At 54.7% G+C, this 24,390-nt stretch carries 23 protein-coding genes; 18 read left to right on the top strand and 5 right to left on the bottom strand.

Going from position 1 to position 24,390, the window contains the following annotated elements:
- Positions 1 to 440 precede the first annotated feature (440 nt).
- From B9T62_RS00240 to B9T62_RS00220, 5 genes are all read left to right on the top strand, one after another.
- Positions 441 to 1,826 (top strand): STM4012 family radical SAM protein, encoded by a 1,386-nt coding sequence (locus B9T62_RS00240; RefSeq protein WP_087913445.1) that lies wholly within the window; start codon positions 441 to 443, stop codon positions 1,824 to 1,826.
- Entirely contained in the window at positions 1,823 to 2,689 is an 867-nt protein-coding gene (locus tag B9T62_RS00235; RefSeq protein WP_087913444.1) for an STM4011 family radical SAM protein, read from the top strand. The genes B9T62_RS00240 and B9T62_RS00235 overlap by 4 nt, the downstream gene beginning before the upstream one ends.
- Positions 2,686 to 3,225 carry an adenylyl-sulfate kinase gene (cysC, locus tag B9T62_RS00230; protein ID WP_087913443.1) on the top strand — a complete coding sequence of 180 codons (540 nt, stop codon included), beginning with the start codon at positions 2,686 to 2,688 and terminating at the stop codon, positions 3,223 to 3,225. The genes B9T62_RS00235 and cysC overlap by 4 nt, the downstream gene beginning before the upstream one ends.
- Before the next feature lie 245 nt (positions 3,226 to 3,470).
- Positions 3,471 to 4,208, top strand: a complete 738-nt coding sequence (locus tag B9T62_RS00225) for a glycerophosphodiester phosphodiesterase (RefSeq protein ID WP_087913442.1) — start codon at positions 3,471 to 3,473, stop codon at positions 4,206 to 4,208.
- A 4-nt stretch (positions 4,209 to 4,212) separates the two neighbouring features.
- On the top strand, positions 4,213 to 5,445 hold the full coding sequence (locus tag B9T62_RS00220) for an SLC45 family MFS transporter (RefSeq protein ID WP_087913441.1): 1,233 nt from the start codon (positions 4,213 to 4,215) through the stop codon (positions 5,443 to 5,445).
- A 205-nt stretch (positions 5,446 to 5,650) separates the two neighbouring features.
- Here B9T62_RS00220 and B9T62_RS00215 read toward each other — a convergent pair whose 3' ends face one another.
- Positions 5,651 to 6,508: a GGDEF domain-containing protein gene (locus tag B9T62_RS00215; RefSeq protein WP_087913440.1), complete on the bottom strand. Its 858-nt coding sequence runs from the start codon at positions 6,506 to 6,508 to the stop codon at positions 5,651 to 5,653.
- 123 nt (positions 6,509 to 6,631) lie between these two features.
- Here B9T62_RS00215 and B9T62_RS00210 point away from each other — a divergent pair, with 123 nt between their 5' ends.
- Positions 6,632 to 7,273, top strand: a complete 642-nt coding sequence (locus B9T62_RS00210) for a Vat family streptogramin A O-acetyltransferase (protein WP_087913439.1) — start codon at positions 6,632 to 6,634, stop codon at positions 7,271 to 7,273.
- Between the two features lie 211 nt (positions 7,274 to 7,484).
- Here B9T62_RS00210 and B9T62_RS00205 read toward each other — a convergent pair whose 3' ends face one another.
- Positions 7,485 to 8,021 carry a P-loop nucleotide/nucleoside kinase family protein gene (locus tag B9T62_RS00205; RefSeq protein ID WP_342746148.1) on the bottom strand — a complete coding sequence of 179 codons (537 nt, stop codon included), beginning with the start codon at positions 8,019 to 8,021 and terminating at the stop codon, positions 7,485 to 7,487.
- A 985-nt stretch (positions 8,022 to 9,006) separates the two neighbouring features.
- A complete protein-coding gene (locus B9T62_RS00200) occupies positions 9,007 to 9,600 on the bottom strand; it encodes a histidine phosphatase family protein (RefSeq protein ID WP_087913438.1) in 594 nt (197 codons plus the stop codon).
- Positions 9,601 to 9,830: 230 nt separating this feature from the next.
- On the opposite strand from B9T62_RS00200, the gene B9T62_RS00195 reads away from it, so the two are divergent.
- Positions 9,831 to 10,994 carry a phosphodiester glycosidase family protein gene (locus B9T62_RS00195; protein WP_087913437.1) on the top strand — a complete coding sequence of 388 codons (1,164 nt, stop codon included), beginning with the start codon at positions 9,831 to 9,833 and terminating at the stop codon, positions 10,992 to 10,994.
- A gap of 16 nt (positions 10,995 to 11,010) precedes the next feature.
- Here the strand turns inward: B9T62_RS00195 and B9T62_RS00190 are convergent, their stop codons facing one another.
- Entirely contained in the window at positions 11,011 to 11,226 is a 216-nt protein-coding gene (locus B9T62_RS00190; RefSeq protein ID WP_087913436.1) for a helix-hairpin-helix domain-containing protein, read from the bottom strand.
- Between the two features lie 159 nt (positions 11,227 to 11,385).
- On the opposite strand from B9T62_RS00190, the gene B9T62_RS00185 reads away from it, so the two are divergent.
- From B9T62_RS00185 to B9T62_RS00135, 11 genes are all read left to right on the top strand, one after another.
- Positions 11,386 to 12,084 (top strand): response regulator transcription factor, encoded by a 699-nt coding sequence (locus tag B9T62_RS00185; protein WP_087913435.1) that lies wholly within the window; start codon positions 11,386 to 11,388, stop codon positions 12,082 to 12,084.
- Positions 12,081 to 13,061: a sensor histidine kinase gene (locus B9T62_RS00180; RefSeq protein WP_087913434.1), complete on the top strand. Its 981-nt coding sequence runs from the start codon at positions 12,081 to 12,083 to the stop codon at positions 13,059 to 13,061. Before B9T62_RS00185 ends, B9T62_RS00180 begins: the two co-directional genes overlap by 4 nt.
- Positions 13,062 to 13,249: 188 nt before the next feature.
- A complete protein-coding gene (locus B9T62_RS00175; protein ID WP_087913433.1) occupies positions 13,250 to 14,854 on the top strand; it encodes a spore germination protein in 1,605 nt (534 codons plus the stop codon).
- Positions 14,851 to 15,954 (top strand): GerAB/ArcD/ProY family transporter, encoded by a 1,104-nt coding sequence (locus B9T62_RS00170; protein WP_087913432.1) that lies wholly within the window; start codon positions 14,851 to 14,853, stop codon positions 15,952 to 15,954. The genes B9T62_RS00175 and B9T62_RS00170 overlap by 4 nt, the downstream gene beginning before the upstream one ends.
- Positions 15,918 to 17,201, top strand: coding sequence for a Ger(x)C family spore germination protein (locus tag B9T62_RS00165; protein WP_245864279.1), 1,284 nt, complete (start codon positions 15,918 to 15,920; stop codon positions 17,199 to 17,201). The genes B9T62_RS00170 and B9T62_RS00165 overlap by 37 nt, the downstream gene beginning before the upstream one ends.
- 10 nt (positions 17,202 to 17,211) lie before the next feature.
- Positions 17,212 to 17,445, top strand: a complete 234-nt coding sequence (locus B9T62_RS00160; RefSeq protein WP_087913430.1) for a hypothetical protein — start codon at positions 17,212 to 17,214, stop codon at positions 17,443 to 17,445.
- Between the two features lie 9 nt (positions 17,446 to 17,454).
- Positions 17,455 to 18,567, top strand: a complete 1,113-nt coding sequence (locus tag B9T62_RS00155) for a GerAB/ArcD/ProY family transporter (RefSeq protein WP_087913429.1) — start codon at positions 17,455 to 17,457, stop codon at positions 18,565 to 18,567.
- Between the two features lie 103 nt (positions 18,568 to 18,670).
- Positions 18,671 to 19,441 (top strand): ABC transporter ATP-binding protein, encoded by a 771-nt coding sequence (locus tag B9T62_RS00150; RefSeq protein ID WP_087913428.1) that lies wholly within the window; start codon positions 18,671 to 18,673, stop codon positions 19,439 to 19,441.
- Positions 19,416 to 21,359 carry an FtsX-like permease family protein gene (locus B9T62_RS00145; RefSeq protein ID WP_087913427.1) on the top strand — a complete coding sequence of 648 codons (1,944 nt, stop codon included), beginning with the start codon at positions 19,416 to 19,418 and terminating at the stop codon, positions 21,357 to 21,359. Before B9T62_RS00150 ends, B9T62_RS00145 begins: the two co-directional genes overlap by 26 nt.
- 226 nt (positions 21,360 to 21,585) lie before the next feature.
- The gene (locus B9T62_RS00140; protein WP_087913426.1) at positions 21,586 to 22,548 is read left to right on the top strand and encodes a helix-turn-helix transcriptional regulator; all 963 of its coding nucleotides are present in this window, start codon (positions 21,586 to 21,588) and stop codon (positions 22,546 to 22,548) included.
- A 375-nt stretch (positions 22,549 to 22,923) separates the two neighbouring features.
- Positions 22,924 to 23,370: an SRPBCC domain-containing protein gene (locus B9T62_RS00135; protein WP_087913425.1), complete on the top strand. Its 447-nt coding sequence runs from the start codon at positions 22,924 to 22,926 to the stop codon at positions 23,368 to 23,370.
- 515 nt (positions 23,371 to 23,885) lie between these two features.
- Here B9T62_RS00135 and B9T62_RS00130 read toward each other — a convergent pair.
- Positions 23,886 to 24,065, bottom strand: a complete 180-nt coding sequence (locus tag B9T62_RS00130) for a hypothetical protein (protein WP_087913424.1) — start codon at positions 24,063 to 24,065, stop codon at positions 23,886 to 23,888.
- Positions 24,066 to 24,390: the final 325 nt, after the last annotated feature.

The raw sequence follows: 24,390 nt of genomic DNA, 5'->3' as shown, positions 1-24,390 counted from the left end.
CTTTTGAGCCTGTTTTGACGACTTAGGGGCTATACGGTCCGTAAGACGTCAAAAGATCGCAGATAGGAGGAAATAGGGGCTATACGGTTCACTAGAATGCAGGTTACCTAGTTCAAGTGTTTGGAGTGTCTCAGGGTCCTAAGTAGTAACCAGTTTTGCATCTAATCTACTCCAAACGTTCCTGAGCGACATTCTAACTTTGCACTGAACTTAAGCAGCAATCAGTTTCGCTTCTTCTATTTACTCCAAACGTTCCTGAGCAACATTCTAACTTTTTACTGGACTTAAGCAGCAACCAGTTTCGTTTCTTCTATCTACTCCAAACGTTCCAGGTAACCTTCTATCCTCGCTGGGAACTAAGTAGTAACAAGCAAAGTAACAATAAACATCACTTGCCGGGCACAACCCGGCAGCTAATCCCGAAAGGATGGAGAACAGCCATGACCTCTGTGCCCAATCGCCCGCTGCTCCATCAAGGTGGGCAGCCGCCGCTCTCTGTGGAGCAGCTTCAGCACTGGAAGGACAGCATCACTGCTGACCCTTACCGTTCTTATCTGTATTCCTATCCGCACAAAACCGCTTACCGCGAGCTTCAGCCCCCGCTTCCCCTGGAGACGCTGTGGCGGGACGAGCCTGCGGAATCGTTCTTTCTATATATGCATATCCCGTTCTGCGGGGCCCGCTGCGGCTTCTGCAACCTGTTCACGCTGCCGGACAAAAGGGCCGATGTCCACGCCCGCTATGTAGATGCGCTGGAGCGCCAGGCCAGGCAGTGGTCCGCGTTCACAGGACACAAGCCTTACGCCCGCTTCGCGATTGGCGGCGGCACGCCCACCTTGCTGGCGGCGGACCAGCTGCGCCGCCTGTTCACCATCGCCACCGGCGTGATGGGCCTGGACCCTGCGGCGGCCTCGATCTCGGTGGAGACCTCGCCGGAGACGATCACGGCCGAGAAGCTCGGCATTCTGCAGGAGCATACGGTGGATCGGGTCAGCATGGGCATCCAGAGCTTCGTCGCCGCCGAATCGGCAGCGATCTACCGCCCGCAGAACCCGGATGAGGTGTACCGTGCCCTGGAGCTGCTGGGCCGCTATGATTTCCCGATTCTGAATCTGGATCTGATCTACGGGCTGCCGGGACAGACCGTGGACTCCTGGCTGTATTCGCTGGAGCAGGCCCTGACCTATGAGCCGGAGGAGATCTTCCTCTATCCGCTCTATACCCGCGAGCATACCATCGTCAAGCCGGAGGATATCGGGCGGCAGGATGATATCCGCATGGACTGCTACAACGCTGCCCGGCAGGTGCTTGCAGCGCGCGGCTACCAGCAATACTCCATGCGTCGGTTCGCCAAGCCCGCCGCCGGTACGGACAAGGCCATCCTGGACTACAGCTGTCAGGAGGAAGGCATGGTCGGGCTGGGCTGCGGGGCCCGATCGTATACGCGGAATGTCCACTATGCCTCCCGCTACGGCGTCAGCCGCAAGGCTACGGAGAGCATTATTGCCGATTATGTGGCTACAGAGTATTACAACACCGCTGATTACGGAATCATGCTGAGCCTTGACGAGCAGAAGCGGCGTTTCATTCTCAAGGCCATTCTGCACAGCGAAGGGCTGCAGCTCAGCGATTACAGCGGGCGCTTTGGTACTCTGCTGCTGGACGATTTCCCCGAGCTGTCCCTGCTGCTGCGCAGCGGGCTGGGCCGGGAGATCGATGGGGTGCTGCATCTGACAGGCGAGGGGCTGGGCTATTCCGACTCCATCGGCGACTGGTTTATCTCCGGCGAGGTCCGGGAGCAGATGGAAAGGTTCGTCCTGCCATGAACGCGGTGCTCTATTACCGCGGTTTCCTGACCTCCTGCAACTATGACTGTCCCTATTGCCCCTTCTCCAAAAACAGGGACAGTGCCGCACGCCTGCAGCGGGACCGCGAAGGACTGGAAACCTTCGTAGCCTGGGCCGCGGCCCAGGGCAAGGACGGCCACCGGCTGTCGATCTTCTTCAATCCCTACGGCGAAGGGCTGATTCACCGCTGGTACAAGCAGGCGATGATCACCCTCTCCCGGATGGAGCACGTGGACAAGGTAGCGATTCAGACCAATCTGTCGGCCGATCTGGCGTTCACGGACCAGCTGAACCGGCAAAAGGCCGCCTTCTGGGCGACCTATCATCCGGGTCAGGTAACGGAGCACAAGTTCCTGGACCAATGCATGAAGCTATATGAGGGCGGCGTCCCCTTCAGCGTGGGCAGTGTCGGCATCCGCAGCGCTTTCGATGCGATTGCCTCGCTGCGGGCGAAGCTGCCGGAGCAGGTCTATCTATGGGTCAATGCCTATAAGGATCTGCCGGATTATTATACGGACGATGAGCTGGCCTTCCTTGGCGGGATTGATCCGCATTTTGCGCTTAATGCCACTGATTACGACAGCTTGGGCAAGGCCTGCGGCGCAGGCAGCCAGGTTTTCTATGTGCAGGGCCAGGGTCTGGTGAAACGCTGCTACAAAGACCGGGCTGTTATCGGCAATCTCTACCGCGACGGCCTGAAAGGGCTGTCTGCCGCCCGAAGCTGCCGGATGAAGGTATGCGATTGTTATATCGGTTATATCCACATGCCCGAGCTGCGGCTTGCCGACATTTACGGCTCCGGGCTGCTGGAGCGAATCCCCTATGGAGTGATGAATACATGAATCTATCTCATCCTGCCGGTCTGACCCTATGGCTGACCGGACTATCCGGCGCGGGCAAAAGCACGATTGCCGCTCTCGCGGCCGAGCAGCTGCGCACGCAGGGGCTGGCCGTGGAATGGCTTGACGGCGATGAGCTGAGGCGCCATCTCGGGCAGGAGCTGGGCTTCAGCCGCGAGGACCGCTTCGAGAACATCCGCCGGGCTGTTTATGTCGCCAATTTGCTCAGCCGGCAGGGCATAATCACCCTCGTCTCCGTCATCAGCCCTTACCGGGAGATGCGGGACTATGCCCGCATGCAGCTGCCCCGCTTCGCGGAGATCTATGTGGACTGTCCGCTGGAGGTCTGCGAGCAGCGTGACGTGAAAGGGCTGTACGCGAAAGCACGCCGGGGAGAGATCGCAGCCTTCACCGGCATCTCCGATCCTTATGAGATCCCGGAGCAGCCGGAGCTTACCCTGCTGAGCGGGCAGCAATCCCCGTCGCAGAGCACAGCCCTGCTGCTGGAGTGGCTGGGAGCAAAACCGACACGCCAGTAATTCTTGGGTATGTAAGCAGCACGTTAACTGCCTGTTAAATTTTCGCAGATTACTGCCCTGCCGGGAGAACTGGACAGGGTTTCTTACTTTAATGTGGAATGTATAAGTGGAATGTATAAGTAGAAACGGCTTCTCTGCCCTCTGTAAAGCGTATGCTTCCGAAGCAGCGCTACTACGTATCGCTTTCAGGTATCCGTTTCTGACGGGCAACTATCAACCACCAACACACGAAGGGACGTAAACCAATGACTACTATTATTAATTTCGCACACCGCGGGGCATCCGCAGTATGTCCAGAGAACACGATGGCGGCATTCCGCCGTGGCCTTGAGCTTGGAGCTACAGGGATTGAAACGGATGTGCAGATGACCTCGGATGGCGCGCTTGTGCTGATTCATGACGAGCAACTAAACCGCACCACAGACAAGACCGGTTATATCAAGGACACCCCCTTGAAGGAAGTGCTGGAGGCAGACGCAGGCTCCTGGTTCGGCACGGAGTTCACCGGAGAGCGTGTTCCTGTGCTGGAGGAGCTGCTGGAGTTGCTTCAAGACAACAGCAACATCCTCAACATTGAGCTGAAGAACGGCATGTTCCTCTATCCGGGTATGGAGGAGAAGGTAATCGCAGCTGTACGTGAAGCCGGGATGAGTGAGCGTGTGGTGCTGTCCAGCTTCAACCATTACTCCCTCGCCTACTGCAAGTCGCTGGCTCCAGAGATCCGCACCGGCATCTTGTATGGAGAAGGGCTGTACCGTCCTTGGGATTATGCAGCTACCCTGCAGGCCGATGCACTGCACGCATACCATTTTGCCGTGCTGCCGGAATTCGTTGCTGAAGCCGCTGCGCATGGGCTTGTGTACCACCCGTTTACCGTCAATGATCCGGAGCGGATGAAGTACCTGATCACTTCCGGCGTATCCGGGATCATCACCGATTATCCGGATGTACTGGCCCTGCTGCTGGCTGCCGAAGGAGTGTGATGGTGTGAAACGGATCTGGCTGCTTGGCTTTGGCTTTTTCAGCATCAGCATTACGTGGAGCTTGTATAACGCATTTGTCCCGTTTTTCCTGGAAAAGTATGTGCACAGCGTAGCCCTGATCAGTTTCCTGATGACCATCGACAATTACTTCGCCCTCTTCCTGCAGCCGTGGATCGGAAGCCGCAGTGACCGCACGAATACGCGTTACGGACGCAGAATGCCTTATCTGATGCTGGGCATGCCGCTGGCCGCCGTGCTGACGATGCTGATTCCGTTTCATACCGGTCTGTTCACGCTGCTGCTGTTCATGATGCTGATGAACCTGTCCATGAGCCTCTACCGCTCGCCGACCGTTGCACTGATGCCGGATATCACACCCGAGCCACAGCGCACCAAGGCCAATGGCCTGATTAATTTCATGGGCGGCTTCGGCTCCATCCTGGCCTTCGGCGTAGGCTCCAAGCTGTACAATTCCAATCCGGCGCTGCCGTTTATCGTTGCGGGAGCTATCACTCTGCTCTGTCTGCTGATTGTGACCCGCTTCATCAAGGAGAACCGCGATGGCGTGAATCCCGCCGCGGCCGCTGTGCCGGAAGCTGCTATACAGCCAGGAATGGACAGGACCGCAGCCATTCGCTCCCACCGGATCTCCTTCAAATCACAGCTGGACCGGACCACCGTCTTTCTGCTGGCAGCCATCTTCTTCTGGTTTGTGGCTTATCAGGGGGTGGAGACCCTGTTCACCTTATACGGCAAGAATCATCTCGGGCTTAGCGAGCAGGACGCCTCCTTCTCCCTGACCTTCTTCTCCCTGGCCTTCGTGCTGTTCGCTGTGCCGAGCGGCTGGCTGGGCAGCCGTTTCGGCAAGAAGAAAGTGATTATTATTGGAGTCTGCGGACTGATGGCAGTGTTCGCGACGGTCGGCCTCGCGGGCAATCTCCTGATGCTGCGCGCACTGCTGCTGACCGGCGGCATCTTCTGGGCCTGCATCAACATCAATTCCTATCCTTATGTCGTCGCTACCGGAACGGAAGAGAGTATTGGCACCCGCACCGGGATGTATTATCTGGTCTCCTCGCTCGCGGCAATCAGTTCCCCTCCACTGCTTGGACTGCTGATTGACCTGTGGGGGTACTCCGTACTCTTCTACAGTGCGGCGCTAAGCATGGCTGTTGCGCTGCTCTGCATGCTGCTGATCCATGGAAACAAGTCGAAACGGCTTCGTCGCCCTCTGTGAAGCATATGCTTCCGAAGCAGCGATACTACGTATCGCTTTCAGGCATCCGTTTCTGCGAGAAATAGAAAGATTATTTATGGTGTAGAACATATAAATTCTTATATTTTAAACAGAAACGAACGCCATCCTACTAAGGACGGCGTCCGTTTCTATTTGCACATATCATGCCATGCCAGAGGAGTACACACTTGCTGGGGCTTGCCCTCTATTTGCTGCCGGTTTTGCGGCGCCAGTTCGCATAGGCGTCGCCGCTTTCGGCCTTGTAGAACGAATAACGGCCGCTTCCCAGCTGCTTGGCATTATACATGGCGGTATCGGCTTCCTTCAGCAATCTGATCCGGTCTACCTTGCCATGGCTGAGCGTAATGCCGATGCTGACGGATACAAACAAATTATGCTGCTCCAGCTTGTAATGCTTGGTCGTCTGCTCCAGAATTCGCAGGGCCAGCTGTTCGGCCTCCTTCTGGCTGCAGCGTTTGGCGACAATGACGAATTCATCGCCCCCGATGCGAAAAATATGACGTTTGCCCTTGCTGGAGAACTGCTGCAGCTCTCCGCCCACCGCCTGCAGCAGCAGATCGCCTACATGATGGCCCAGCTTATCGTTGATAGACTTGAAGCGGTTAAGATCCAGAAACAGTACGGCCAGCTGTTCATTCTCCTTGCAGTAGTCCCAGAAATGATTCATGCCGTTGTTGTTCAGCAGCCCGGTCAGGGTGTCCTTATAGGCCAGCTCCTTCAGCTGGTCTCTTTCGGCCAGCAGCAGACGTACTCTGGAGAACAGGAACAGCAACAGAGCGAGGGTCAGCCCGTAGGCCGCAAGCGGGATATACAGTCCGCCTCCCCCGGCTGTGCCGGTGTTGCTTCGGAGCGACAGCCCACCAATCCAGTGCATGCTCCACAGGCTGCCGCCTATCAGCAGAACTGCAATACCTGTATGCATAGCCCGCAGTCTGGGCGCCGCCTTGCCCCTTGCCTGCAGCAACCATAACAACAGATACGCCGTCAGCCCGGCCACCAGTATCAAGCATATCGTTAGTATATAAATCTGCAATTCTTCCATCTATCATCTGCACTTCCTTTTTTGCGTATAGCTCTATGAATTGGTAAGCTGTTATTATACGGCAGCCGTCTGAACATTAACTGAACGAATGCCGCAGAACTTGGAATTCGAGGAGTGCTTGACATGAGCAAGAATACTGGACCTGATCCACATGCCGTCTACCCCAACCCAGATCTGAAGCAGATTCGCTTCATTAAGAACATCGTAACCAATCCGCTGATTGTGGCCGGAGATTATTCTTATTATGATGATTCCTCAGGGGAGGCGCCTTTTGAGCAGCAGGTCACCCATCACTATGATTTTATCGGCGACAAGCTGATTATCGGTAAATTCTGCGCCTTTGCTTCGGGGATCGAATTCGTGATGAACGGGGCGAACCACCGGATGGGCTCGGTCACCACTTATCCTTTTAATATTATGGGACATGGATGGGAGAAAGCAACCCCGCGGCTCGAGGAGCTGCCTTACAAGGGAGATACCGTTATCGGTAATGACGTCTGGATTGGACAAAAGGTTACAATTATGCCCGGAGTCCACATTGGCGACGGTGCGATCATAGCGGCCAACTCGACGGTTGCCAAGGACGTTCCACCCTATCATATCGCAGGCGGCAACCCCGCCCGGATTCTGCGCAAGCGGTTCAGCGACGAGCTGATCGAACTGCTGCTAGAGCTGAAATGGTGGGACTGGAGCATCGAGAAGGTGACGGCGAATCTGGAGATCCTGTGCAGCAGTGACCCGGAGCAAATCCGCACACTGATCTGACAGGGCAACCCGGCAGGGGAGCCGCAGGGTCCGAATACCAAACAGTCCGGCGCTCAGGGAGCACCGGGCTGTTTCTGTATGGAACGATGAATCTCAGTCAACACACAACAGTAAAGAGTTGGACTGCGTTCAGTTTATTAAATTATCATTTTATGTCAGTCTATCCTTTAAGGGTGAATTCAACGAATGGGAAAAGATCTGGGAGCATAATCTATGCTTCAATCACCGTTTCTCCTTCTCCAGAAGGGGGCTCAAAACCAATTAAAAACCGAGTCAGCGTGTCCTCGGTGACCGGAAATGCCGCATTGGCGTCAAAACGTTCACTTCGGATAAGAAGCCTCTGACGCAACTCAGCCGGCTGAACCTTTAAGTGAATCAGTTCCCACACACCGCCATGCTGCTCGATCAGTTGCTTGTAGTCGCTTCGTCTTTGACGCTGCCAAAAGCTGAAATCGATGACAACATGATGGTTAGCCTGGATTCGATTCACCAGTTCCCCCCGCAGCTTTATTTCCGATTCTTCCTTAAGGAACTCATAATTCTGCTGCGGATAATCCACTCCAAAACGGCCGTGTGTTGCCCAAATATCCTCATCTATCGAGAGACGGGCGAATCCCTCTTTCTCCAGTTTTAGAGCAAAGGTTGTTTTACCCGACCCTGCCACGCCGCACATCATCACAACGACGGGAGCTATGCTCGTAAGCTTTTGCTGTATCAGCTTTTCGATAACAATCTTTTCGCTCATCATAACACCTTATATCCTTTCTATCTTTCTCAATATAAGATTCTCCTATTGGGTCTGGTATCAGTCATTACTGCGAAAGTGCATCTAATTTCAGCTAGGATTCGTTACTACTTAGGACCCCATAGGAAAGGATCATCAAATGTGGATCGCCACATCCGTCCCATCACGAAATTAGTTGCGAATCTGCATCTAATTCACGGATTTTTCCCGTTTTGAAGCAAATACGTGCCATAATGCACTTAATTTCCGATTCAAAGCGCTGAACAAGCAATTTACTCGTAATTAGTTGCAGATTTGCACTTATTTACCTTCTAACAGCCGTTTGTGTTGAAATTAAGTGCGTATTCGCACCTAATTTCTTTGAAAGGATCTAGTGCACCATTCACACCCTTAGCGGACCTAAGTAGTAACCGAATACGCATCTATTGTAGACTTTTGAGCGTTCCAGGAGTGATTTACTCGAAATTAGTTGCAGATTTGCACTTAGTTGCCTGCTAGCTCATCATCAGGCTGAAATTAGTTGCAGTTTCGCATCTATTTGCTCCGAACGTTCCACTGTAACCTTCTATGACCTCTCGGGACCTAAGTAGTAACTAGGATTTCAGATATCCGTTAAATAAGTGTGAATTGGGTTGCTACTTAGGACTCCTTCCCTCTTCGCACTAACCCCGGCTCCGATTTCAGACCGCTAGCGGACCCAGGAGCCTCTATTTGCTGTACATAGGCAGATTTGCCGGATTAACGGACCGAGGAGCCTTTATATCACCTAAAACCCCCGGGTCAGAGCCCGTTTGGACGATATAGCGGCTATACAGTCCGTAAGACTTCTGCCTATCGCAGTAATGAGCAAATAAGAGCTATGAGGTCCGCTAAACTGTGGGTTAGCTATCATTTTTAGAATTGTGAGCGTCAGAGGAGAACTTCACTCGATAGTAGTTGCAGATCCGCCCTTATTCGCCCGCGGAGTCACATTCTATATAAGATGATCTTAAGAATGGAGCAGTGGAGGTCCCAAATGCGCTACACAATTATACAACCCGCATTCCCAGCAATCATCCGCCAGTGTGATCTTCGTAATGGAAGTGTTCTTCAACAGACCGCTAACATCCAGACCGGGAACCAGTCCTCTCAGTGTACTTCGCAGGATGGCACCGTGGCTGACCACAAGAATGTTGCTTCCCGGATGTTTGGCGGCAAGTGCCGCAATCGCCTGGCTGCCTCTAAGCTGGCCTGCTTCCGGAGTTTCGAGCCCCAGGTCCATCGTTCTCCACTCGCTGCCCCAGCGGTCCAGCCGCTCCTGCTCTGTTGTGCCTTCAATCAATCCTCCGAACATCTCGCGCATCTCCGGGACCAGTCCGGCAATCGGGATGCCCAGCCTGTCCGCGATAACCTCGGCTGTCTGTCTGGCCCGTCGCAGATCACTGGAATAGATGTAATCCCACTGCTCCCCGCTTAGCCGCTCCGCAATGGCCGCCGCCTGCTGCAAGCCCTCTTCATCCAGTGTATTGTCGGTATGTCCCTGCGCCCGGCCTTCTTTGTTCCAGAAGGTGCTGCCGTGCCGGATTAATCCTATCGTTGTCATAATTATTCCTCACTTTCGTATGCTTCTGCGCTATAGTTGCCTGCATGGTATCGCCAGCCCCTTGAAGATACAGGTCTTGCCCAGCTATAAATCTCTGTTGCTTAAATGCCGATAACAAACTGTATCTCAATTTCCTTATATAAGGAACAGAAGATAACACTGCCAGCGGTGGTGCTTAAATCACAATCACCAAAGGCCTACATACTGTAACAGATAGGAGCTTATTGCTAATGTTGAAACACAAGATTTGTTCGTTCGCCCTCGCTTGTCTCGTAATTCTCCCGGGATTGTCTTCCGGGCCATCCACAGCCGCTGCGGCTGCCGCACCCAAAAACACTGTCTATGTGGACAAGGAGAACCATTCCTACGTTCCGCTGCGGTTCTTATCCGGCTTCGCCGGCATTCAGACCGACTGGAATGCTGCCAGCAAGCGGATTGTGCTTGCCCGGTCCGGCAGCTCAATCTCCTTCACGCTGGGCCAGCGTGCCGCTGTGCTTAATGAACAGCCCGTCACACTGACGGAGCCTGCCTTCCGCGACAGCGCAACCGGAACCCTCTACGTACCGCTGTCCGTGGTCAGTCAGAGTCTCGGGATTCAGCTGGCCTGGAACAGGGAGACCTCTTCCCTGACGCTTAGCGGAGGGGAAGAGAGCGCCGCCCTTCCGGTCCTTACCGGCACACTGATGAAGGCTGATGCTCCGGCGGTAACCAGTGCCAGACGCACGATCCAAGCCGCAGGCAGATCTTATTCTGTGCAGACCGTCACGGTGTCCCTGCTGCATCCCAAGGTCAAGCTCGGAGTAGTGCTGGCAGGCAATCAGGTGGGCAAGGTAGAGGGACTGAGCAGTATCGCCAAACGCAGCAGTGCGGTTGCCGCAATTAACGGAACCTTCTTCGATGCCTATACCTCAAGCGCCTACAAGGTTCCTTACGGCTATATCTTCGACGGAGGAAAGATGCTGATGAAGAGCTCGGGAAACCGCCGCGCCATCTTCACCTACAACCATCAAGGCCTGGCGGAGCTGATCCCGGGGCTGGAGATTAAATCACGGATTGCCGACGGCTCGATCGAAGGCGCACTCCAGGCAGGTCCACGGCTGCTGGTTGACGGCAAGATCGCACTGAATGTGGTTGCAGAAGGCTTCAAGGATGACAAAATCCTCACCGGCAGCGGCTCGCGCAGCGCCCTTGGCCTGACACGCGACCACAAGCTGATTCTGCTGACCACCAGTGGCGCCACGATCCGGCAACTGGCCGAGATCATGAAGCAGGCCGGAGCTTATCAGGCGATGAACTTGGACGGCGGCGCATCCAGCGGCCTCTATTACGGCGGCAAATACCTGACAACCCCCGGTCGCCAGATCAGCAACGCGCTGATTGTGAAAGTTCAATAACCGGTGGCGCCTGCTCTTAGTCCTTAAAGGATAAGCCCTTATCTTCAAGGGCCTGATGCAGCAGGCCCATCGCTTTGGGGCCCATGCCATGCAGCTTCAACAGCTCCGCCTCGCTTGCTGCCGCAAGCTGCTCCAGACGGGTATACCCTGCGGCATGAAGCGCCCGTAATGCAGGCTTGCCCATCTTGGTGGGCAAGCCTTGTTCATGGTTCGCTGGTTCATTCTCGGTCATCGCACTCCATCCTCCCGGAAGAAATTTTGGTGCATACAGTATAACATGTCCGCAGCGGATTTCGTTGAACGTCACTGCCAGGCATGATAGACTTCTTCCATGAAGGCCCAGCCGGAGATCAACCGATGCCGGTGAACCCTATAGTGAAGGAGCGGAACCATGGAAACTCTGCTGATTGTGGAGGACGACGCCAAGCTGGCGGCACTGCTTAGCGCGTATCTCTCTAAATATGAATTCAGAACCGTCATTGTTGAAGACTTTAATCTGGTGCTGGAAACCTTTACGGCCAGCGGAGCCGATCTGGTGCTGCTTGATGTGAATCTGCCCAGATATGACGGCTATTATTGGTGCAGGCAGATCCGCAAGGTTTCACTGTGCCCCATCCTGTTCATCTCCGCCAGGGACAGCGGGATGGATCAGGTTATGGCGCTGGAGAATGGGGGCGATGATTATATCACCAAGCCTTTTCATTACGAGGTGGTACTGGCCAAAATCCGCAGCCATCTGCGCCGCGCCTATGGCACCTACGCGCAGACTCTCGAAGAACGCAAACTGCATTCAGGCGAACTTACGCTGTATCCAGAACGTTATGTCATCCAGCATGCCGGACAATCTGCCGAGCTGACGCAGAAGGAGGCCCTCTTGCTGGAAGCCTTGATGCTTAAGGAAGGGCGTGTCGTTACCCGCGAGCGTCTGCTGGACGTGATGTGGGAGGATCAGCACTTCATTGACGACAACACGCTGAACGTGTACATCACCCGGGTACGCAAGAAGCTGAAGGATCTGGGGCTTGACGACAGACTGGAAACAGTCCGTGGCGCCGGGTACCGGCTCAGCTCGCCCGGAGAGCGGCCATGAAGCTGTTCTGCAGAGATCAACTGCCGCTGGCGTTGTTCTGGCTGGCCCAGATGCTGCTGGTGCCGCTGCTCTACTGGGTATCCGGGGAGAATCGGCCCTTCTCCATCGTACTGTATGGAATGTCTCTCAGCCTCATTGTACTGCTGTTATACCTGGTCTTCCGCTATACGCAGCACCGGAAGCTGTACGCCAGGCTAAGCCGCCCGGAGGTTCAGCCCGGCAACCACCTTGGCCCCATGGGCGATGCGCCGCTGCCCGAAGCGGTGGATGAGCTGCTGCAGCTGATCGACCGGGAATACCAGGAGCAGTTGAACTCCCATGTCCAGCGGCTCGACCAGCATATTGTCTTTATGAACCGCTGGGTGCATCAGATGAAGACCCCCATCTCCGTGATCCAGCTTACGGTGCAGGAGCTGGACGACGAAGCGGCCAGCAGCATCCAAGAGGAGCTGGAGCGGCTGCGCCGTGGACTGGAGCTGGTTATCTATACCTCCCGGCTGGACCGGTTCGAGGATGATTTCTATGTCCAGCCCCTGGGGCTGCGCAAGCTGGTCAGTCAGGCGGTATCGGAGAACCGCCGGTTGTTCATTCGCCGCGGAATCCAAGTGGATATCGGGGTGGATGAAGATTTGTCTATATACAGCGACGCCAAGTGGCTGATGTTCATGCTGACGCAGATCCTGACCAATGCCGTGAATTATACAGCCGGCAGCGGCAAGAAGGTCACCGTCTCTGCGCGTCGTTCCGGTGAGGCTACGATCCTGGATATTGCCGATCAGGGCATCGGCATCCTGCCCGAGGACCTGAGAAGGGTGTTCAATCCCTATTTCACGGGTGAGCGCGGCCGCCAATACCATGAGTCCACCGGAATGGGCCTATACCTGGTGCGGGAAATCTGCGCCAGGCTCGGGCACCGCGTGGAGCTGGAATCCACTCCCGGCGAGGGCACAACCCTGCGCCTTATCTTCAAAATATAAGAAAGTATAAGTTAACGCTTCAATCTCTGACAGTAACCAGCAAGCTACCCGCCCGGGGGCTTGCTGGTTTTTGTTATATATCTCACAGAAACCTATGCCTTCCACTCTCTAAATCCAGAATAAGGAACCCCCTGGCGGGAGATAATACCTCCAAACCTACCAAATTGCAGCAATCAGGAGGTGTGCAAGTGAACAACCCTAAATCCAAGAGCCGTAAAAACGGGCTGGAGCCGGTGGAGAATTCCGTACCCGCCCCACTTCCGCTGGATGTTTCACTGGACGCCAATCTGCAGGCGCTGGAACAGCGGATAGGCCAGAGCTCCGACGTTGTAATCCGCCGTTTCACCAATGAGTCGTTAAGCTCGCTGTCGCTGGCCTTCGTCTATATCGACGGGCTGGTCAACTCCGAGACCATTAACCGCACTCTGCTGCAGCCGTTGATGGAAACCTTCACACCGGAAGGCGCATCCATCACCCCTGATGATGCTTTCAGCCTGATTAAGGACCAGGTGCTGCCCATCGGAGGTGTGAAGGAAGGCAAGACACTGGAGAGTCTGCTGGCCCTGCTGTTTGAGGGCTACACGCTGATTTTCCTGGATGGCCTCCAGCAGGCGCTGGCCGCAGATACCTCCGGCTCGGAGAAAAGAAGCATTAATGAACCCACCTCCCAAGGGGTGATCCGCGGCCCCAAGGAAGGCTTCACCGAGAGCCTGCGCACAGGCACCTCCATGCTGCGCCGCCGGCTCAAAACCTCTGATCTGCGGATCGAGGAATACAAGATTGGACAGCGTACCCAGACCGGCGTTGCTTTGGTTTACATAAATGGTCTGGCGAGCGAGCAGGTCATTGCTGAAATTCGCCGCAGGCTGGACGCGATTCATACGGATGCCATCCTGGAGAGCAATTACATCGAGGAATTTATTCAGGACGGCGGCCTCACTCCCTTCCCAACCATTCAGAATACAGAGCGCCCGGATGCCATGGCCGGAGGCATTCTGGAGGGTCAGGTCGGCATTCTGATTGACGGCACACCGTTTGCACTGCTTGCGCCTTCTACCTTCTTCAATTTCTTTCAATCCAGCGAAGACTATTACCAGCGTTTTGATATCTCTTCTTTTTTACGGCTGATCCGCTATTCAGCTTTTTTTGTATCCATGCTGCTGCCGGCTCTATACATTGCCGTAACCACTTTCCATCAGGAGATGCTGCCTACTACCTTGCTGATCAGTCTGGCGGCCCAGCGTGAAGGTGTGCCGCTGCCCGCTCTGGCGGAGGCGCTCCTGATGGAGCTGACTTTCGATGTGCTGCGCGAAGCGGGGGTACGCATGCCGCGGACCATCGGACCGGCGATCTCGATTGTCGGCGCGCTGGTGCTGGGCCAGTCGGCGGTGCAGGCCGGACTAGTGTCGGCCGCGATGGTTATCGTGGTTTCTTTTACCGCGATCTCGAACTTCGTCATCCCGTCGCTTGCGATTGCCAACTCCATCCGCCTGATCCGCTTCGTAATGATGCTGATTGCGGCCACGCTGGGATTGTTCGGCATCATGTCCTTTCTGATGGTGCTGCTGATTCATATGGCCGGGCTGCGCTCGTTCGGGGTCCCCTATCTCTCCCCTGTCGCTCCTATGACGCCGCGTTATCTCAAGGATATCTTCATCCGGGTGCCGCTGTGGAATATGACCACCCGTCCGAAGACCAATCTGGGCAAGGAAACACGCCGGCAAGGCCCGCATCAGGAGCCTAAACCCGCAGAAGGCAAACCACAACCCGAGCAGGGGGGCAGTTCATCATGAACGGAAAAATTGGCACCACCCAGGCCGCCATGCTGATCGTCAATACGATTCTCCCCACCGCAATTGTCGTGCTTCCGGCGATTATCAGCAACTATGCCGAGCAGGATGCGCCGCTCGCGATCTTCCTGTCCACACTGATTGGACTTGGCATTGCGACGCTGGTCGGAACCGTAGTCCGTTACACCAATGGAATGCCCTTCCTTGACTGGATCAGGAAGCGCAGCTCCCCAGTAGTGGCTTTTATTCTCGGACTGCTGATGCTGCAATTCTATCTGGACATTGCCTCGACTATTCTGCGCGAATTTATCAACTTCACCAAAGACAATGTACTTGTGAAGACACCGGCCACAGTACTGGTAATCCTGATCCTGCTAATCACAGTCTATATGGTTAGGCAAGGAATTGAGGCAATCGCCAGAGTGAATAGTTTTGTGATTCTGCTTTATATCTTTTTTGTGCCCCTGTTCCTGTTTGGACTGCTGGGATATATAGATATTCACCGACTGCTGCCGCTATTTGACCATTCTCCCGCTGCGCTGACACTGGCCAGCCTTACTCCGGCAAGCTGGATGTCAGAGGTGGGAGTACTGCTGTTTCTGGCCCCTTATCTGAAATCGCCGCAGAAAGCCCGCTTCATCGGTTGGCTGGGCCTGTTGACCTTATTCCTGCTGATGCTGATGATTCTGGTGCCTACACTGATGGTGCTGGGACCCGATTATATCAAAATCTCGGCCTACCCCGGATTCTCCGCGGCCGGAATTGTGCGGATCGGCAATTCTTTTGAACGGCTGGATATTCTATTCTTATCCTTTTGGGTGCTCAGCATTTACCTGAAGCTGGCGATATTCCTGTTCGCTACAGTGGAATGCTTCAAGCAGACCTTTCGCGTCGACACCAGCAGGCCGTTCATCGGGGCGCTGGGGCTGCTGATTGCACTGGAGTGCCTGTTCACCTGGAAGGATTCTGCGATGCTGAATACCTACAATAGAGAAGGAAGGTTTCTTGTCTTCCTGCTGTTCAATGCAGCCCTGCCGCTGATACTGGTGATATTGGAACGCTTCAGGTGGTTCAAACCGAAACGAAAGGGCTGGGACTCATGAGTACAGGACGCAAGCTTGGCCTGAAGGCCAGAGCCGCCCGCTGTCTGGTCTGCACTCTGGTATGCACCTCTATGGTGACAGGCTGCTGGGACGACCGTGAGCTGAGCGAGCTCGGCATTACGTCCGGCTCCGCTTATGACTGGGAGGATAATCAGTGGAAGGCTACTTATCAGGTTATCAACCCTTCCTCAGGAGCCAGCAGCATGGGCGGCGGCGGGGGCGGCAGCGGCAGCTCCCCTCCCTTTCTGACCTTTACGGTTAAAGGGAACACGATTATGGATGCCATCGACCGCAGTAATCTGACCAGTACCCGTGAAATGTTCTTCTCCCATTCCCGCGTGACTGTCATAGGGGAGAAGCTTGCGCGACGAGGGATCAACCAGCTGATTGATTTCTTTCTGCGCAAGCAGGATGCCCGCGAAACTGTGTACGTCTTCATAGCCAAAGGCAATGCGGGCGATATTCTGAACCAGCTCATGCAACTGACCAAAAACCAAGGGGCGGGCATCCAGCTGATGATTGAGCAGGAAGCCCGCTTGACCTCCTATTTTCCCGGGGTTCGGCTGTTTCAGCTGGCCATGGCCTTGTCTTCGGAATCCGGCAGCGCAGTTATTCCCGAGATTCTGCTCACCGGGGATGAAATTATGGATGAGACAAGTGAAACCGGACGCACCGACTTGCCCTCACGGCTGGCTCTCGGCCGGCTGGGCGTGCTGAAGGGGGATCGGCTGGTGGGCTGGCTGTCCCAGCAGGAAGCGTTCGGGCTCTCTTTTCTGACCAATAAGATTAACCAGGCCAGTCTCTCCTTCCCCACACAACCTGAAACCAGCGCTAAAATTGACGGCTCCTTCTTGCTCCAGCATGCTTCCACCAAGATTCGTCCGGTCTGGGAGAACGACCATTATGTCATGGACGTCAGCATCACAGGCAGCGGCGTCATCACAGAGATTGGCAGCCCGATGGATCTAAACAACCGGGCCTCGATTGCCCAAATGGAGCGGACGATCGGAGAGAATATCCTGGAGACGGTCAAGCAGTCCTGGGTTTCGGTGAAACGTCTGAATGCGGATGTCACCGGCTTTGCGATGACCATTCACCGCAGTGACCGCAAGCGCTGGAAGCAGATTGAAGCGGACAAGAGCTGGGACGAGGTCTTCGGCAACATTGAGATTCGCCCCCGCATCCATGTGTCAATCGAACGGATGGGGCTCAGCAACAAATCCTTTAAAACCGTCCAGCAGGATTGAGGGACTCGATATGAACAATGCTGTGATTATTGCCCTTTACGGGGCCGCTCTCTATTGGGGCTGCAGGAAGCTGCAGGGAAAAGACAGCAAGCTGCACCGCGTAGAGTACAGCTGCATCCTGGGCTGGTGCCTTTACTTGCATCTGTGCGGAATTAACGGTCTGCGCCATTACAGTATTTCGTCGCTGTATATAGCCTACTTCCAACCCGCGGGGAGAGCGATCATTCAATGGCTGGGAGGCTGATCTGGAATCATGCAACAGAAGGAACGGATATCTTCACTGCAAATCGCCTTCATGATTATGCTGTTCGAGATTGGCAGCACACCGCTGTTCATGCTTGGCGGCAAGGCCAAGCACGATTCCTGGCTTGCCATGTCCTTCGGCTCAGCGGCCGGACTCCTGCTGCTCGGACTGCTGCTCTGGATTCAGCGACGCTCGCCCAAGCAGGACTTGATGGCCATGCTCACCCTCCATTTCGGCCGCTGGCCAGGCAGCCTTATCGGCGGAATCTACTGCCTCTATTTCGCCTATCAGTCGATGCGCAATGTGCGCGACCTGGGGGAGCTGACCGCCATGACGATGCTGCCGATGACACCGATGTGGATCACCATGCTGATCTTTGTCCTGACCGCACTCTATGCCATCTGGAAAGGAGCAGAGGTCGTCTTCCGACTGCCCGAAATTCTGCTTCCGGTCATGCTCTCCTTCTATGGAATCATCATCCTGCTGCTGTTCATCATGGGCGAGCCGGATTTCAATCGCCTCACTCCTGTGCTGGATCACGGGCTGAAGCCTGTGCTAGCAGCGGCATTGCCGGATATCGTTTCCTTCCCCTTCGGACAGATGATTGTCTTCCTGATGCTCTGGTCCCTATGGGACAAGCCCGGTGTCCCTACCCGGCAGAGCCTGCTCGCTTATGGAGCCGTCAGCCTGTTCCTGATCTTCATGAATGCGCTGAATGTAGCAGTGCTGGGTGAGGGAATCGCAGGCATCAGCCAGCTGCCCTTTCTCAAAACCGTCCGCACCTTATCCAGCCTTAAATTTATTGAACGGCTCGATATTCTGGTCACGGTCCAGCTGTTCGTCGGGCTGCTGATCAAGATGATGTTATTCTATTACTGCGCTGTCAAAGGCATCACTGGACTGACCCGCAAGCCGGTCAAATGGTGGGTGTTTCCTGTCGGCGGGCTGATCTATGCCGCTTCCTTCCTGGAACGGGATTATACCCAGCATCTTGCCATAGGCCTGGGGCCGAGCCTCAGAATCGACACGATCTTCCAGGTTGTTCTCCCTATGCTGCTGGGGCTCTCCATTCTCCTGCGCAGGGGCGAACATAACCTTAATCGCTCTGTAAGGAAACGTTAAGTTAATTCCATAGCAGCAAGCTGCGGTATCCTATACAGTAAGTATATAATCTGGCCCTGAACGCGGACAGACCATAGCCTTAACCTGAAAGGAAGGATCGCAGTTGAAGATTCTCGAAGTGAAATCACTGAATAAGGTCTATCCCGGCAAAGTAACCACCCAGGCTCTTTCTGATATCCATCTCAGCATCGAGAGCGGCGAATTCGTTGGCATTATGGGCCCTTCGGGCAGCGGCAAAACGACCTTGCTCAACATGGTGTCCACGATTGACCAGCCCTCGTCGGGCGAAGTAAAGATAAGTGGCAGCAACCCCTATCTGCTCAGCAAAAAGGAACTAGCCTATTTCCGGCGCAGACAGCTAGGTTTCGTATTCCAGGATTTCAATCTGCTGGAGACGCTGACTGTTGCCGAGAATATCGTGCTGCCGCTGACTCTTGACAGCCGCAAGCTGGCTGAGATGGACGCACTGCTGCAGAAGGTGACCGGGCAACTCGGCATCACGGATATCCTTGGCAAACGAACCTATGAAATCTCCGGCGGCCAACGCCAGCGGACGGCCATCGCCCGCGCCATCATCACTTCACCGGCGCTGCTGCTGGCCGATGAGCCAACCGGCTCGCTGGATTCCAACTCCTCCCGTGCCGTAATGGAATCGCTTGAGAAGATCAACCGTGAGGAAGGCACGACGCTGCTGCTGGTCACCCATGATCCGCTGGCTGCGAGCTATTGCAACCGGATCGTCTTTATCAAGGACGGCAAGCTTGCTGCCGAGATTCACCGCGGCGACAACCGCCAGGCGTTCTTCCAGAAGATTATCGACACCTTATCCTTTTGGGGAGGGAACAGTCATGAGCTTTCCTCAATTCGCGTTTAACAATGTGCGCCGCAACGGGCGGGCGTATACGGCTTTTTTCCTTAGCAGCGCCTTTATGGTGATGATTTTCTTCTCTTATTCCGTCTTTATCTTTCATCCGGAGGTTGCCGGTGCAGAGATGGGGCGCAACTCGGCGACAGGCATGAAGGTGGCTTCTTATATCGTCTTCGTGTTCGCTTTCTTCTTCGTGCTCTATTCCATCAGCGCCTTTTTGAAGCTGCGTAATCTGGAATTCGGCATCCTGATGATTCTGGGCGCGCGTCCGGGCCAGATCAACCGGCTGATCCTGCTGGAGAATATGTTCATCGGCCTCTTGTCCATCCTGACCGGAATGGGCTTCGGGATGCTGCTGGCCAAGCTGTTCCTGCTGCTCAGCACGCACGTGATCGGGATTGAACGACTGCCCTTCTATTGGCCGTTTAAGGCCATGTGGATCACTTCACTTTCTTTTGTCGCCTTGTTCCTGGTCAGCTCCTTCTTTACGCTGCTGTTCATCCGCAAGAACAAGGTGCTGGATCTGCTGAAGGGAAATCAGAAGCCTAAGACAGAACCGAAGGTCTCCTGGCTGCTGTCGCTGCTGGGTATAGCCCTGCTGACTACCGGAGCAGTGGCTCTGCAGCAGAAATTATCACCGGGCGTTATTGTGATCGCTGCCGTTACAGGGATTGCCGGCACTTATTTTTTCTACTCCCAGCTGTCTGTGCTTGGCATCCGCCTGCTGAAGAAGAACCGCAAACGGCTGTGGCGTGGCACCCATCTGCTATGGGTCTCGGAGATGAGCTACAAGGTCAAGGATAATGCCCGCATGCTGTTCCTGGTCACTGTCGTCACCTCGCTGGCCTGTATGGCTACCGGCATCTTGCTGTCGGTCAACCAGGAGAACCGTAAGGTGTATCAGGATACCCCCTTTGCCATCTATTACACGGTCTATAAACCGAAGCTGGCTGAACCGGATCTGAAGACGCTCCGTACTAAACTGGACAATGCCCATATCCAATATACGGAGAATGTGCTTAAGGTAGTAGGCGCCTCTATCGACCAGCATAACAATGGCAGAAACGACTATGTTGATGTGATCTCGGTATCACAATATAATGCGCTCGCACCACAGATGGGCGTTGCTCCGCTTGAAGGCTTGGCTGAGAATGAAGCTGCAATGCTGTATGTCCAGCAGAGCAGGAGCGGAAGCTACACGACCGGAGAGACGATCAACCTGATAAATAATAGCAAGGTTCCCTTACAACTGAAGCAGGTTCAGGAGGGTATCCGTATTGCAGGACAATACAGCACCACACTGCTGATCATTGAGGATAGTACACTGAAGAAGCTATTTCCGGATGATGCTGAGGCAAGAAATATTACCACCCGATATCTCTATAACATCCCGGCATGGGATGGCCCTCCCCCTGAAGCGGACTCCTTCCAGGCAACGTTCTCCAAGGAGCTGTATGACTGGAGTATCGAACAGAACCGGACGGACAACCAATATTACGGCAGTCTGACTGCACGGGCGGACAACTACATCGCATCCAAACAGGGCTTCGCCATGCTCAGCTTCATTGGAACCTTCATTGCCCTGATCTTCTCGCTCTCCTCCGCCAGTTTCCTGTACTTCAAGCTGCATACGGAGCTGAACGCGGATATGAAAATGTACCATGCCTTGTCCAAGATCGGACTCAGCAGACAGGAGATGTCGGCCTCTGCCACCCGCCAGATTGCCGTGCTGTTCTATATACCAATAGTGGTCGCTACCCTCCAGACACTGATAGTTGTGCGCTCCCTGGTGGTTGTGATCAATATTACAGATGTGACCGTCCCTGTTCTGATTACAGCTGCCTCCTTCCTGGCGGTGCAGACGGTATATTTCCTGGTGGTCCGATCGCGTTATGTTCACAGTCTGAATCGAATGATGGTTTAATGAAGGCAATTGAGGCAAGTTAGGCTATTGCGCTGCTAACGGCGGCTGCCTATGAGACTGGAGGGTTAGGACTGAGGACTGAGGACTGAGGACTGAGGACTGAGGACTGAGGACTGAGGACTGAGGACTGAGGACTGAGGACTAGGAATTATCGGTTGGCAGCCCGCTCCTTACAAGGTACACTGGGGATCATAATAACCCCGTCTTTCGAGGAGGCGCAGAAGGAATGGCCAAAGCCGATTACATGTTATCCATCCTCTGGATGCTGAAGCAGCAGAGAACCACAGCCGCAGAGCTGGCGGACAGGCTGGAGATCAGCGTGCGCTCGGTGTACCGCTACATTGATGCGCTGTGTGCAAGCGGCGTGCCTGTCATTGCCGATGCCGGACCGGGCGGCGGGTACAGCCTGCCCGCGTCTTTTGTGGATACCCCGCTGTTCTTCGACATCGGGGAGCAGCGGGCGCTGGTGCAGGCCTCCGCTTTTGCCAGGGGAAGCGGCTACCCCTATGAGGCTGAGCTGGACCGCGCGGTTGCCAAGCTGAATCGCTATAACAACAACGTGCAGCTGGAGCAGCTGGAGCGCCATGAGGGCGGGATGGAGACGCTGCAGGTTCCGGCAGCTGCAACAGCGCTGGAGCCGCTGCTGCAGGAGCTGGAGCTGTGCTCGGCGGAGAGGCTTACCCTGCAGATGGAATACCGCAAAGGCAACGGGGTTGAAGCTTCTTCACGCCACATTAACCCCTACGGTTTGGTGCTGTGGAAGGGCCAGTGGTATCTGGCGGCCTTCTGCCAACGGCGGCAGGAGATCCGCAGCTTCCGGGTGGACAGGATTGCCGGGCTGATGCGAAGCGGGGAATTCTTCGTGCGGCCCGAAGGATTCTCGGCGCGCGAGTTTCTGCTGCAGAGCCTGCTGCCTGGCCGGAATACGGAAGCGCCGCTACTTGCCGTAACCATCGCCTCAGGCGAAAGCATCCTGAATGACCTCTGCAGCCACTGGATGTTTGGGCATACGCTGGTGGAGCGGACGGCTGGACAAGCGGTTTTTAGGATGGATGAATCATCATTAATGACTTATGCCGCTTACTTTCTGCTTCCCTACGGGACATCCCTGCAGATTATAGCGCCTGCAGCGCTGAAGCAGCGGCTGGCGGAGATCGCGGCCGGACTGGCCGCTCATTATGGGGCATGATGAGCGGCATCAGGGATAAGGCGTGATGCGAGTATCACGAGTAGGGGCATGATGAGAGCATTAGGAGTAGGGCATGACTAGGTTACTCCTAAGGCCCAGTTTCCAAGGATTCAACGGTAATTTTTACTCATAGCCAACTACCGGTGACTGCTTAGAACGCTCAATCCTGCATACCGAAGGCGAGGGCCTAAGTAAAGTAACATGATGAGAGACTATTTTTATGGATCACTGACCGTAACTGTCAGTGATCTTTTTGTATAGTAAAGTCGAACTAGCGAGAGGTATACAGGAACGCTCACGTGTTCATGCTGCTGGTAACCGAATCAAGAGCCGGCGTTGTAGGCCGCTAACTAACCCCTATAGGAGGATTAAGAGATGAAAGATCTGGTATATGAGTTCTATTTTAACGCTACACCCGAGCAGGTATGGGAAGGTCTGTTTTCTCCGGAGAGTGTACAGCAAATCTATTACGGCTGCAGCATTCGCTCCACCTTCCAAGAAGGGGATCTGCTGGAATACATCGGTCCCGGTGCGGAAGGCGAGCAAACCGTTCATGTGTACGGAACCTTGTTGAAGTATATCCCGCACCAGACGCTGATCTTCACGCATAAGGTCGGCCCTTCGTATCTTAAAGGTGGACAAGACTACGAATCACGCATTTCCTGGCTGCTGGAGCCGTCCGGCGGCTGTACCAAGCTTACGCTGATTCATGACCAGTGGCATCCTGACGATCCCTCCTATGCAGCCAGCGAAAGCGCTTGGTGGGCTATCCTCAGCAACACCAAAACGCTGGTAGAAACCGGCCGCACACTTACATTCTGAGGCGGATAGGCGGCCTACGGGGCCGCGTAAGGCAAATTCAAAGGCCTTTTTGCCTCTCGTTCGGCCTACGGGGCCGCTCCACGTTTTGGGTCAGGCTGCACAGAAGGCCAGCGGACCGAGCAGCCCTTATTTGGACTAATCACTCACAAATTACAGGTTTGCGGACACAGGAGACCCTATTGGGTCAAAACAGCACTCAAACAGCCTCCACCTGCTCAAACAGCGGCTCCTCAGTCCGTTTAAACCACTAAACTGGGCTTTTATGAGTAAATAAGAACTATACAGTCCGCTCCACTCCAAGCACTCAGCTGTCCATCCGCTTCAAGCACCAACACCAACGTCCCGCCGCAAGCTTGAGACACGGGTATACAGCTCCCACCCATTCACCGGTGCTGCTTAAATTCTCGACTTCTCCCGGCTTCCTCGGTTACTAACTCCGCTAATCCACCTTTTTCAGTATAACTATTTTACTTGGGCCAACGCTGGCTGATCGATATACGCTACAGCTTTCCCATCTACTCTCTCTGGTCAACTCCCTCTTTTACATTCCAGCACATTCGCCGTGTTTCCTGGGCTTTCCGCCACTTGTAGCAGGCCCCACTATCTTCCCCTCCCCACTTCCCTTCCACTTTCCTTCCACCTTCAATCGCCACCTCCACTTCCGCCTTTAATCGCCACTTCATTTCCACTTTCAATCGCCTACTCCTGTCTGCCCACTTACCCACCTCCGCTAGCCTACCTGCACTTTACTTTCCCCTGCCCACCTGCTCACTTCGTATGGCTATTTCCGTTTGCCTACCTGTCCAACACCGACCGCATACTTACTCACTTCTCACTGTCAACTCCGCTTGCCCACCTGCCTACTTCAGTTTACCACCCGCCTATTTCCGCTTGCCCCCCGCTCACGTAACTCTGCATCTTTCCACACAGCGCCTTTCGCCTTCCTTCCTCCTACAGATCTCCTCACTGTTGCAGCTACTACTAGTCCCTCATTCTTTCCCTAGGGAAACATTTTTGTTG

Source organism: Paenibacillus donghaensis (assembly GCF_002192415.1).
In the GTDB taxonomy this organism is placed as follows: domain Bacteria; phylum Bacillota; class Bacilli; order Paenibacillales; family Paenibacillaceae; genus Paenibacillus_AQ; species Paenibacillus_AQ donghaensis.
Note: the sequence above shows the minus strand (reverse complement) of the source record. Positions and strands in the feature narration are given on the sequence as shown.

Coding starts and splice junctions, on each gene's coding strand:
- B9T62_RS00240 (WP_087913445.1), top strand. CDS start 441: ATGACCTCTGTGCCCAATCGCCCGCTGCTCCATCAAGGTGGGCAGCCG.
- B9T62_RS00235 (WP_087913444.1), top strand. CDS start 1,823: ATGAACGCGGTGCTCTATTACCGCGGTTTCCTGACCTCCTGCAACTAT.
- cysC (WP_087913443.1), top strand. CDS start 2,686: ATGAATCTATCTCATCCTGCCGGTCTGACCCTATGGCTGACCGGACTA.
- B9T62_RS00225 (WP_087913442.1), top strand. CDS start 3,471: ATGACTACTATTATTAATTTCGCACACCGCGGGGCATCCGCAGTATGT.
- B9T62_RS00215 (WP_087913440.1), bottom strand. CDS start 6,508: ATGGAAGAATTGCAGATTTATATACTAACGATATGCTTGATACTGGTG.
- B9T62_RS00210 (WP_087913439.1), top strand. CDS start 6,632: ATGAGCAAGAATACTGGACCTGATCCACATGCCGTCTACCCCAACCCA.
- B9T62_RS00205 (WP_342746148.1), bottom strand. CDS start 8,021: ATGATGAGCGAAAAGATTGTTATCGAAAAGCTGATACAGCAAAAGCTT.
- B9T62_RS00200 (WP_087913438.1), bottom strand. CDS start 9,600: ATGACAACGATAGGATTAATCCGGCACGGCAGCACCTTCTGGAACAAA.
- B9T62_RS00195 (WP_087913437.1), top strand. CDS start 9,831: ATGTTGAAACACAAGATTTGTTCGTTCGCCCTCGCTTGTCTCGTAATT.
- B9T62_RS00190 (WP_087913436.1), bottom strand. CDS start 11,226: ATGACCGAGAATGAACCAGCGAACCATGAACAAGGCTTGCCCACCAAG.
- B9T62_RS00185 (WP_087913435.1), top strand. CDS start 11,386: ATGGAAACTCTGCTGATTGTGGAGGACGACGCCAAGCTGGCGGCACTG.
- B9T62_RS00180 (WP_087913434.1), top strand. CDS start 12,081: ATGAAGCTGTTCTGCAGAGATCAACTGCCGCTGGCGTTGTTCTGGCTG.
- B9T62_RS00170 (WP_087913432.1), top strand. CDS start 14,851: ATGAACGGAAAAATTGGCACCACCCAGGCCGCCATGCTGATCGTCAAT.
- B9T62_RS00160 (WP_087913430.1), top strand. CDS start 17,212: ATGAACAATGCTGTGATTATTGCCCTTTACGGGGCCGCTCTCTATTGG.
- B9T62_RS00155 (WP_087913429.1), top strand. CDS start 17,455: ATGCAACAGAAGGAACGGATATCTTCACTGCAAATCGCCTTCATGATT.
- B9T62_RS00145 (WP_087913427.1), top strand. CDS start 19,416: ATGAGCTTTCCTCAATTCGCGTTTAACAATGTGCGCCGCAACGGGCGG.
- B9T62_RS00140 (WP_087913426.1), top strand. CDS start 21,586: ATGGCCAAAGCCGATTACATGTTATCCATCCTCTGGATGCTGAAGCAG.
- B9T62_RS00135 (WP_087913425.1), top strand. CDS start 22,924: ATGAAAGATCTGGTATATGAGTTCTATTTTAACGCTACACCCGAGCAG.